The 11,080-nt window shown below is 57.2% G+C and carries 9 protein-coding genes; 7 read left to right on the top strand and 2 right to left on the bottom strand.

Translation table 11 applies throughout. From position 1 onward, the window contains the following. Positions 1-942: hypothetical protein (locus tag WA354_RS21770; RefSeq protein ID WP_472815122.1), on the top strand; the 942-nt coding region annotated here is incomplete at its 5' end. 111 nt (positions 943-1,053) lie between these two features. On the opposite strand, the gene WA354_RS21775 is transcribed toward WA354_RS21770, so the two are convergent. After that, positions 1,054-1,818, bottom strand: coding sequence for a Bax inhibitor-1/YccA family protein (locus WA354_RS21775; RefSeq protein ID WP_472815123.1), 765 nt, complete (start codon positions 1,816-1,818; stop codon positions 1,054-1,056). A gap of 252 nt (positions 1,819-2,070) precedes the next feature. Here WA354_RS21775 and WA354_RS21780 point away from each other — a divergent pair, with 252 nt between their 5' ends. Beyond that, complete coding sequence (locus WA354_RS21780) at positions 2,071-2,523, top strand: CBS domain-containing protein (RefSeq protein ID WP_472815124.1); 453 nt, start codon at positions 2,071-2,073, stop codon at positions 2,521-2,523. Positions 2,524-2,550: 27 nt separating this feature from the next. Here the strand turns inward: WA354_RS21780 and WA354_RS21785 are convergent, their stop codons facing one another. Continuing rightward, a complete protein-coding gene (locus WA354_RS21785) occupies positions 2,551-4,365 on the bottom strand; it encodes an acyl-CoA dehydrogenase family protein (RefSeq protein ID WP_472815125.1) in 1,815 nt (604 codons plus the stop codon). A gap of 392 nt (positions 4,366-4,757) precedes the next feature. On the opposite strand from WA354_RS21785, the gene WA354_RS21790 reads away from it, so the two are divergent. The 5 genes from WA354_RS21790 (at position 4,758) to WA354_RS21810 (ending at position 10,925) form a co-directional block, all read left to right on the top strand. Next, on the top strand, positions 4,758-6,416 hold the full coding sequence (locus tag WA354_RS21790) for a cellulose synthase family protein (protein ID WP_472815126.1): 1,659 nt from the start codon (positions 4,758-4,760) through the stop codon (positions 6,414-6,416). 103 nt (positions 6,417-6,519) lie between these two features. Then, positions 6,520-8,040, top strand: coding sequence for an IMP dehydrogenase (guaB, locus tag WA354_RS21795; RefSeq protein ID WP_472815127.1), 1,521 nt, complete (start codon positions 6,520-6,522; stop codon positions 8,038-8,040). A 4-nt stretch (positions 8,041-8,044) separates the two neighbouring features. Continuing rightward, complete coding sequence (locus tag WA354_RS21800) at positions 8,045-8,659, top strand: VanZ family protein (protein WP_472815128.1); 615 nt, start codon at positions 8,045-8,047, stop codon at positions 8,657-8,659. 170 nt (positions 8,660-8,829) lie between these two features. Beyond that, complete coding sequence (locus tag WA354_RS21805; RefSeq protein ID WP_472815129.1) at positions 8,830-9,936, top strand: hypothetical protein; 1,107 nt, start codon at positions 8,830-8,832, stop codon at positions 9,934-9,936. Between the two features lie 68 nt (positions 9,937-10,004). Further along, positions 10,005-10,925 (top strand): DUF72 domain-containing protein, encoded by a 921-nt coding sequence (locus tag WA354_RS21810; protein WP_472815130.1) that lies wholly within the window; start codon positions 10,005-10,007, stop codon positions 10,923-10,925. The last annotated feature ends 155 nt before the right edge of the window (positions 10,926-11,080 follow it).

Genomic DNA, 11,080 nt, shown 5'->3' on the forward strand with positions numbered 1-11,080 from the left:
GAGCACTACATGCAGGAACAGAACGTCGGTCCCGACGACGACTGGAACTATGCGCACAACATGATGTACTCCATTGCGAACCTCATGGAACAGGGGCGACTGTCAGACGCGAACGCGCTGTCGGATCATCTTGCAGCTGCGCGAGGCCAGCTTTCTGCTTCACTCTACATCTGGTCGGCGCGAGACCAGATGGCGCGCATTAGCCGGCGGTTGCCGGTTGCACTGCGGGTGGGCGACTGGGATGCGGTGCTGACTATGCTCAATAGCGCCAATTTGCCCAAAGGCGACAAGGCAGCGAACCTGCGCTTCTTTTCTGCTGAACTTGCCGACTATGCGAAGGGGATGAGGGCTCTCGATTCCGGCGATACGGTAGCAGCACAGGAGCATTCAACCAGCCTCGACGCAGGTTTGAAGCAGATGCAGGAGATGCAGACTGCCCTTGGGAAAATTGACTCCGCGAAGAAAACGGCCGATGCCAATCCGCCGATGGCGCCGATCTCACCCGATGCTTTGCCTGAGCCTATTATGAAATCGCTGAACATCGCGGCGATAGAATTGCGCGCCGGCGTGCTTATTGCGCAACACAAATTGAGAGCCGCCAAGAAGCTCTATGCCGATGCTGCAAAACAGGAGAAAAAGATCGGATATCATGAGCCGCCGTTTTATATCCGGCCGGTCGCTGAGACAGAGGCTGCGGCGCTGCTGAAGGCCAAGGACTACAAAGATGCGGAGACGGCGTATGAGGCGGCGCTTGTCGCGCGACCGAACTCCGGCTTCGGGCTCTACGGACTCGCGCTGGTGAAGGAGTCCTCAGGCGATGCGGCAGGAGCGCGCGAAGCCTACGCGGCTTTTCTCAAGGCGTGGCCCACGGCGGATGCGAATCTTCCTGAGGTAACCCATGCGCAGAAGATCGTGGGAACCGACGCGCAGCCTTCACGCTGAGCTTCCCCCCTTCGTTCATCCATGCTTCGGCTCACATTCAATGCGTGACGAAACGCAAAAGCGGCAATCTCATGCGGAGATTGCCGCTTTGCTGATCGCTCGAAATCCCGCTTAGTTTCTGCTGCGCATCTTCGAGAGCAGCCGCAGGATCTCCAGGTACAGCCAGACCAGGGTGACCATGATGCCGAAGGCGCCGTACCACTCCATATACTTCGGTGCGCCGTAGTTTACGCCCTGCTCGATGAAGTCGAAGTCGAGGACGAGGTTGAGAGCGGCAATGGCACAGACCAACAGGCTGAAGGCGATGCCGATCGGACCCGCACCGTTGATCGTGACGAACTGGATGTGGAAGAAGCCCAGGATCATCTGCAGCAAATAGAACAGCGCAATGCCGCCTGTGGCCGCGATAATGCCGATTCGAAGTTTGTTCGTCACCCGGATCAAGCCAGTGCTGTACACCACCAGCATGGTCAGCAGCACGCCAAAGGTGAGGCCGACGGCCTGAACTGCGATGCCCGGGTAGCGCAGATCGAAGAAGGCTGAAATGCCGCCCAGAAAGAGTCCTTCCAGGAGCGCGTAGATCGGAGCCGTAATGGGCGCCCAACTCTGCTTGAAGATGGTGACCATGGCGGTGATGAAACCGCCGAAGACGCCGAGCATGAGCAGCCCCGATACGTCGGAGGGGTCATGCGTCTGCGTGAACGTTCGCCAGGTATATGCTGCCGTAGCGAAGGCGCAGATGAGCAGGATGCCAGTCCGGTTAACCGTGCCGTTCAGGGTCATCCGGTTGGCGACATCAAGCGCACCGGCACTGCTCGCCGCGTCCTGAAACGCCTTGGAACCTAAGGCAGGGTTGGATGTCTTAAACAGGGCCATCAGAGTCTCTCCACTTCGCTGCGAGCCGGATTTCCGAAGATTTGCAAGGGGAAATCGCGACCTCTATAGGCATTTTAAATCCCATCCGGACAACCGGTCACCGGAACGCCGGATTCCAAGGGCAGCAGGCATTTAGACCTGCCTTTTGCACAAAAATGCCCTGGCGTCAAAATCTCTTGAATTTCTTTCTTTTCCGCCGTTATCTCAATGGGCTATAGTGACCGTCAATTCACATGGGCTCAGGAGGCACCTATGAAGATCAGCGACACAATCGGCATCATGCTCGGATGTCGACCCGAGAGACAGGTGCTCTCCATTGATCCAGACCAATCGGTTTACGAGGCGCTGGAGATGTTGGCCAAGTACAACATCGGTGTACTGCTGGTCTGCAAAGAGAACCAGCTCGTGGGCATCTTCTCTGAGCGTGACTACGCGCGCAAGGGCATCCTGGGCGGCCATACCTCCCGTGAAACCAAGGTCAGCCAATTGATGACCAGTCCGGTCATCTCCGTCAGCCCAAAGCACACGGTGGACGAGTGCATGACCCTCATGACCGAGCACGACTTCCGCCATCTGCCGGTGGTACAGAACGACAAGGTAGTCGGCGTCATCTCCATTGGTGATCTGGTGAAATGGGTGATCTCCGGCCAGGAACAGACTATCCAGGCCCTGGAAGGCTACATCGCCGGAGCGTACCCGTCGTAAGCCTGTCTTTGGAAGGCAGGCTCCGACCTAGGTTTGCTTCCCCTGCAGGGGATACCGCTCCAGTTGAACGCACTGCTTCGCAATGGCGTGGCTCAGTTGGACTGAATCTGCCGGGGTGAATCGCGCCAGCCGCCGCAGGATCGCCAACTGTGTCTTCAACATATCGCCCTCACCACAGGCCGCCAGCACGCGTCGCGCCGCCTGCTCGGCCAGTGCCATGCTTTCGTCGGCCAGCAGGCTGGTCATGGCGGCGGCCACTGGCGCTGAGTTTTTGCCCGCCACAGCCAGTTTCCGAGCTCTGAGCAATGACGATTCGAGGGCAAACACCTGGGTAATGATGTCGGCTAGGTCGGCCATCACTTCCTGCTGATCCTGAAGGGCCGTCATGTAGCGCTGGCTCGCGACTCCGGCGGCAAAAAGGCCGATCTTGCGCACGGCGGCAAGGATGGATGCTTCGCGCTGGAGGACTTCGCCGGTATCTTCGGCGGAGTCGAAGGAAGGCGGTTGCATCACTTCATCCATCAGCGCCTTGATGGCCGCCAAAAGGGGAAGTTCGCCGGCGGTAGCCCTCTTCATCATCCAGCCGGTGATGATCATGCGATTGATTTCGTTGGTCCCTTCAAATATCCGGTTGATACGCGCATCGCGATACAGGCGTTCGGCTGGATACTCCTCAACATAGCCGTAGCCGCCCATGGTGGCGACGAGTTCGTCGCACACCATCGACAGCATCTCCGATCCGTAGACCTTCAGGATTGAGCACTCAACCGCATACTCCTCGATGCGGCGCTGGATGTCTCGCGGGGAACGCGTCGCGTGATCTCCCAGTTGTTCGAGGCTGGCGTCGATCATGCCGACAGTGCGGTAAGCCATGCTTTCGGCGGCATAAAGGCGCGTTGCGCTTTCTGCGATCTTTCGCCGGATAAGACCGAACTCCGCGATGGACTTGCCAAACGCCTTGCGCTCTTTGGCATAGCGTGCCATGTGCGCTAGTGCATGACGAGCTCCGCCTACGCAAGCCACGCCCAACTTATAACGGCCAACATTCAGCACGTTAAAAGCGATGTGGTGGCCCTTGCCCGGCTCGCCGAGCAGGTTCGCGGCCGGTACCTTGCAATCTTGCAGCACCAGCGGGCAGGTGGATGATCCGCGAATGCCCAGTTTGTGCTCCTCGGCGCCGACGGTGAGGCCGGGCGTGTCGCGCTCGATCAGGAACGCCGAAAATTTCTCGCCGTCGATCTTGGCAAACACCGTGTAGAGCCCGGCGATTCCGCAGTTGGTGATCCACATCTTCTCGCCGTTCAGCGTATAAGTACTGCCGTCGGCCGAGAGGCTGGCGCGGGTGCGGACATTCATCGCGTCGGACCCGGAGGTTGCCTCAGACAGGCCATAGGCCCCGATCCACTCCGCTGTGGCCAGCTTGTGCAAATAACGCTTCTTCTGGTCCTCGGTGCCATACCAGACCAGGGGCAGGGTGGCGATGCCGATGTGGGCTCCGAACGCGGTTGAAAAGCTCGCCTGAATGGAGAGATGATCCGTGATAATCGTGGAGGTCGTCTTATCCATCCCAAGGCCGCCGTATTCCTCGGGAATATCAACCGAGGTGAACCCCAGTTCCGCCGCCTTGCGCAACAACCCGGAGAGCACGCCTGGCTTCTTGGCGTCGATATCGGCCACAGCAGGCAAAACCTCGTCCCGGGCAAACTGGGCCGCAGTGGCTGCCATCTGCCGCTGTTCCTCGTTCAGGTCCTCGGGTGTGAAGACCTCTGCGGGCGTACGTGTCTCGATAAGAAAGCTTCCGCCCTTGGCGGCGACAACGGGGGAAACGGCTGTTGTAGACATGGACTTCTCCAAATGTATGGAAACATTACTCTAAATCCGCGGACCTCGGCAATTGGCAGGCTGCAAAAATGTGGCCAATGACACGGAATAAGACTCTTCAGTGCACCAATTGGCATTGGGACTGGGTTCCCGGCTCGGCAAGTCGTCGACTCTTGCGTTCAGCCCATAATCGACAGCAACTGACAACACGATGATGAAGCGGCCAGCGCCAGGACGCAACGCTGTTCGATGGCTGGCTGCTTAGCGGTCTCACATGCGTCCGGCTCATCGAACTCCAGGAGTCCCTCGTGCATCATTCTAAGAGTCGTTCGACACGTTGGCACGTAGCCGCCGTCGCATACAATTGCACTTATCCCGCTCCTGGAGGATCCACACTGCTCGCCGAGCTCAAAATGATCGCCAGCCTGGCCACCGGGTTGCCTGCGCAAGCCGCGTTTTTCCTTGCCGGCAGCCAGCAGAACGGCTTCCGCCACCAGATGAAAATGTTGCTCACCGACCCCTTCTCCACGGTGCGCCACTACTGGAATTGGTTTGACGCGGCGCTTCTGATTCCCTATTTCCTTGTAATGTTCGTGTTGGCCATCTATGGCGTGCACCGTTACACGCTCTGCTATCTCTACTTCAAATACCGCAAAAACTACAATCCCAACCCCGTCAAGTACTTCGAAGAACTCCCCAGGGTCACGATTCAGCTGCCCATCTTCAACGAGCAGTTCGTGATCGACCGCCTCGTGGAGGCCGTCTGCGCCCTCGAATACCCCAAGGACAAGCTCGAAATCCAGGTTCTTGACGACTCCACTGACGAAACGACTGAGGTCGCCGCAGGCATTGTGGCGCGCTATGCTGCGCTGGGCCACCCCATCGTCTATATCCATCGCACCAACCGGCACGGATTCAAGGCGGGCGCGCTTGACGCCGGCCTGAAAGTCGCAAGCGGTGAGTTCATCGCCATCTTCGATGCGGATTTTGTCCCACCCCCCGATTGGCTGATGAAGGTGATCCACCACTTTGGCGAGCCCGACGTGGGGATGGTGCAGACGCGCTGGACGCACCTCAATCGCGACTACAGCCTGCTGACGCGGATTGAGGCTATCCTGCTCGACGGCCACTTCGTGCTGGAGCACGGCGCGCGTGTTCGCTCAGGTGACTTCTTCAACTTCAACGGTACTGCGGGCATGTGGCGGCGGCAGGCGATCTCCGATGGCGGGGGCTGGCAGCACGACACGCTCACCGAGGACACGGACCTCAGCTATCGCTCGCAGATGACGGGATGGCGCTTCAAGTACCTGCCAGAGGTCGAATGTCCGTCTGAACTGCCAATCGAGATGACGGCGTTCAAGACGCAGCAGGCGCGCTGGGCCAAGGGACTGATCCAAACGTCGATCAAGATGCTTCCGCGCATCTTCAAGTCGGACCTTCCACGGCGCATCAAGATTGAGGCGGTGTATCACCTCACCGCAAACCTGAGCTATCCCCTCATGATCATCATGACCGCCCTTCTGATTCCGGCCATGATTGTCCGTTTTTATCAGGGCTGGTTCCAGATGCTGTTGATTGATTTTCCGCTATTCACAGCATCGTCGGCATCCATCGCCGTCTTCTACCTCGCCAGCCAGCGCGAACTCTACCCCAAGACGTGGAAGAGGACATTTCTTTATCTGCCATTTCTGATGGCTCTGGGCATCGGCCTGACCGTCACCAATTCAAAAGCGGTAATGGAAGCGCTGCTGGGCATCAAGAGCGCATTCGTGCGCACGCCCAAATACCGTGTGGCGCAAAAGGGAGAGAAGTCGCAGGCGGCAAAGTATCGCAAGCGGTTGAAACTGGCGCCGTGGATCGAGCTCTTCATCGGCTGCTACTTTCTGCTTGCCATCATCTACACATTCACGAACCACAATTACTTCACCGCGCCGTTTCTGATTTTGTTTGTGATCGGCTACTGGTACACGGGCCTGATGAGCCTGCTGCAGGGCCGGTTTGAGCGCTGGCGCGGCGGCAAAGAAGCGAATACCGACGAGTCAAGCCCGAAGCCGTTCCCGGTTGGCGTGTAGTTTCGCACCCTCCGAACCTCCCTGCCCCGCTCCGCTACAATATGCATAAGCGCCTGCCGTCCCTGGAATCGAATCCCAGGGCCGCCAGGCGCATCAGAGCATTATGCTATCCAAAAACCTCCCGGAAGCCCTCACCTTCGATGATGTCCTGCTGATCCCTGCTTACAGCGATGTGGTTCCCGCGCAGGTAAGCACGCAGACCCAGCTCACGCGTGACATTACGCTGAACACGCCGCTGCTTTCCTCGGCCATGGACACCGTAACCGAGTCGCGCATGGCCATCGCCATGGCTCAACAGGGCGGTATCGGCATCGTGCACCGCAATCTCACCATCGAGGCGCAGGCTGGCGAAATCGACAAGGTGAAGCGCTCTGAGAGCGGCATGATTGTCGATCCAGTGACCATCGGGCCCGATCAGCAGATCGCGGATGCACTTGAAGTGATGCGCCGCTACAAGATTTCCGGCGTGCCCGTCACCAAGGGCAGCAAACTCGTCGGCATTCTCACCAATCGCGATCTTCGTTTCGAAACGCGCACAGACGTCCCTGTCGGCGATGTGATGACCAAGGAAAACCTGATCACGGTTGCTGTCGGCACCACGCTTGAAGAAGCCGAGCTTATTCTCCACAAGCATCGCGTAGAGAAGCTACTCGTGGTCGACGATCAGTACAACCTCAAGGGGTTGATCACGGTCAAGGACATCCAGAAGAAGCTGAAATACCCCAACGCCAGCAAGGACGAAAAAGGCCGTCTGCGCGTGGGCGGAGCGATTGGCGCAACAGGCGATTTTCTGGAGCGTGCGGAAGAACTAGTCAACGCCCGCGTTGATGCCCTCGCGATCGATTCAGCACACGGCCACTCCTCACGGGTGCTCGATGCGGTACGCGAAGTAAAGAAGCGCTTTCCGAATGTTGCCCTGCTGGCCGGTAACGTGGCTACTTACGAAGGTGCTGTTGCCCTTATGGATGCAGGCGTAGACGCCATCAAGGTTGGCATTGGGCCGGGCTCCATTTGCACCACACGCATGGTTACAGGCGCAGGCATGCCACAGATCACCGCCATCGCTGAGGCATCTCGAGCAGCGCGTGAACGAGGTATTCCGGTGATTGCCGATGGCGGCATCAAGTACTCCGGCGAAGTGACCAAGGCAATCGCGGCGGGTGCAAGCTCGGTGATGATTGGATCGCTTTTCGCAGGCGTTGACGAGAGTCCCGGCGAGACAATTCTCTACCAGGGACGCAGCTTCAAGAGCTATCGCGGCATGGGTTCGCTCACGGCAATGAGCCAGGGATCAGGCGAACGATACTTCCAGAGTGCTGAGGATCTTGCCAAGGAAATCGACACGGAAGGCGTCGTCCAACGTGAGCGCAATGGACAGAACCGCCTCGCCAAGTTTGTTCCGGAGGGCATTGAAGGCCGAGTGCCGTATCGAGGGCCGCTTGAGGCGATGGTCTATCAGCTTGTCGGCGGTCTTCGCTCCGGCATGGGTTATCTAGGCTGCTCTACGATCACCGAGCTGCAGGACCGAGCGCAGTTCGTTCGAATTTCGAATGCAGGCCTGCGCGAGAGCCACGTCCACGACGTGATCATCACTCGCGAGGCGCCCAATTACCACGTGGAATAAACCATTGCTCTCGCGCGCAGGATCGTCTCTCTTCGCCGCCGATCTGACAGGAAACGTTCGTTCTACCCGACAAACCCAAGCCATGCATGACGAACATTTTCATTTACCGGCGCCCGAGCGGTCACAGGCATTCGGTTCTCTGCCTGCCAATCGGAGAACGCGCGGGTACTGGATCAGTGCGTGGTGGCCGGTGGCTCTCGCAATCTGCGTCATCGCGGTTGAGTCTACTGCTATCTTCGGAGCCGACCAAACAAGCGGCCCCCTGCGCTGGGTCTGGGAGCACATCTTCGGTGAGGTGGCGAATCCGCGCTGGGAGATTCTGCACCATTACATTCGCAAGACGGGACACTTCGTCGGCTATGGAACCATGGGCCTGCTTTGGCTGCGCGCCTTGTGGATGAGCCTGCCCCGGGCAGGTTTTCTGCTGGACGCCACGCTGGCCCTGCTCGGAACAGCGATAGTTGCGAGCGCCGATGAGTTTCATCAATCCTTCCTGCCGAACCGCACTGGGGTCCCATCCGATGTGCTGCTCGACTGCTGCGGCGCAGTCGTGTTGCTGATCCTGACGTACGCGGTTTTACGTCTGCGCGCGCCCAAGCGCCTGTCCCGGACAGCCTAACTACGGTCGGGGTTACTGGCACTTGATACACTGAGCGGATGAAATCGCTCGAACCCCTCTGCCCAGACAGTTCTCGTGCGATGAAAACCAGCAAGCGTGCATTGCTTTTCTTTTCCATTTCCTTTCCAATTTTTCTGACACTCTTTTATCTAGGCACCCTGGAAAACAGGATGGACTATGCATATAGCCATCTGTTTCTCAACTATTCGCACGGATTCGCGAGGCGCTCCCTGTATGGCGCATTGTTCCAGTCAATCCCGTTCATCTCAGGGCGAATGGCTTTGCTGCTCGGATATGTTCAGGTCTTGATTGCCGTCATTCTGACTTATGCGATATTTGCACGGCACTTTCTCGCCTCTTTTAGAGACGTACTGCTTTTTTGTTTCTTCTTTGGCGGATGCGGGCTTCTTCCGCACCTGGGGCTGCTGTATGGTTACCTCGATGTGCCTCTGTTTTCATTGCTCATGATCACTGCGTTTGTTATTCATTTCGGACGCGAGCATTATGCCGTCACTCTCATTCTCGTATCTGCGTTGACCGTGATTGGGCTATTGATTCACGAAGCTTATCTGCTGATGTTTTACCCGGCCGTACTGGTTCTTCTCCTCTTAAGGATGAAGCCAGGCAGATCCTCAAAAGTAGCTTTCCTACTCCACTGCGCATTCGTGGCCTGTGCATTTTTCTTGATCATCAAGCTAGGGAATGCATCGATTGATGCGACGACATACTTCAACCTGGCGAAAGCGCGTACCGACATACCCATCTCAGGTTTGGTCTTCGGCGTAATGCGGGGTAGCTTTCATGAACAATTTGCCGCTGCAGTTCACTTCTATCTAAGGCCAACAACCCTGTTGTTCGTGGCCGTCTCAGTGCTCTCAGCTTTGCCGTACCTGCTGGTTTTGCTGACCTTTCTCTCCGTCCTGGTGTCTGAACTGCGGCTGCAGGATTCAAATTTGTCTGGGTGGGTCAGAAAACTTACCCCGTTTCTGCTGGCCACGCCCCTTCTATTGACGCTCGTCGGTTTCGATTTTATGCGTTGGCTCTCGAGCGTCTGCATCGATATCACAATAGTCGCAGTGTTCCAATTCTGCTTCGCGTCACACAGAGATCAGATTCGAAGAGCGTTCGGCAGAATCGCCGAAAAGGATTGGTTTGTCGCGGGTCTTTTAGCCAGCATCATCATCGGCCCATTTGGAGTCGTGATGGGAAATCGACTGACTGAAAGGCTATTTCTTTTTTCCACCTCTGTTGGCATCCACTGGGGGTGGAAGCCTTGATGTAATGCTCTTCCCCTGACGACGCGGGGCGGCCCACCACGAGATTGATTTTGCGAATAAGGGATTGTATGAGCCGACAGGTACAAATTCGCATCGGTATTGCCGGATGGCGTTATGACGAATGGCGAGGAACCTTCTACCCGGAGGATCTCGCGCAGAAGCGTGAACTTGAGTTCGCCTCGCGCCAGCTGAATTCGATCGAGTTGAATGGAACCTTCTACTCAACGCAGCGGCCGCAAAGCTTCCAGGCATGGAACAAGGACACACCGAACGACTTTGTCTTCTCGATCAAGGGCTCGCAATTCATCACTCATGTCCGGAAGATCGAAAATGTCGAGACAGCATTGGCTAACTTCCTCGCGCAAGGACTGCTGCGGCTCGGCAAGAAACTGGGACCGATTCTCTGGCAATTCCCGCCGAACTTCGCGGTCGACTTGAAGCGATTCGAGACGTTCTTCAAACTTCTACCGCGAACACAGAGGCAAGCTGCCGCCTACGCGCGGCAACGCGATGAATGGATGGCGAGCCGGTCATGGCTGGAGGTCGACGAAGACCTGCCGCTTCATCACGCCGTTGAAATCCGCCACAAAAGCTTTGCGAATCCCGAATACGTCTCGCTGCTTCGCGAGAACAATATTGCGCTCGTGGTGGCCGACACCGTGAAGCTGCCGGTGATGATGGACGTGACTGCGGACATTGTCTATTGCCGCCTGCATGGAAGCGAGAAGCTCTATCCCAACGGTTACACCCCGGATGCCATCGATGTGTGGGCTCGCAGAGTTATCGCGTGGTCGCGCGGAGAAGAAGTAACCGACGGTACAAGAATCCATCCCGACCCCGGTCCACAGCGAGACTCACGCGACGTCTTCGTTTACTTCGACGACGATGTCAAAGTTCGCGCACCGTTTGACGCGATGAGCCTGAGCACACGCATCGCGGAGCTACAAAATAGTCGTCAGTTTCAGAGTGCCGAGTCGCAAAATGCGTAAGGGCGTCCGAACTAATCGGACGCCCTTACGCTAGAGCATTTCACTAGTTACTATGCACGGGATCATTTGTGTTGCAATCTAAGAGTGGCGATTGTCCGCACACCCAGATGCCGGAACCATACTCGAACGATCTGCGACGGAAGTTCTTCCAGGCG

The sequence above is a fragment of the Occallatibacter sp. genome, from assembly GCF_049802275.1.
Taxonomy (GTDB): Bacteria; Acidobacteriota; Terriglobia; order Terriglobales; family Acidobacteriaceae; genus Telmatobacter.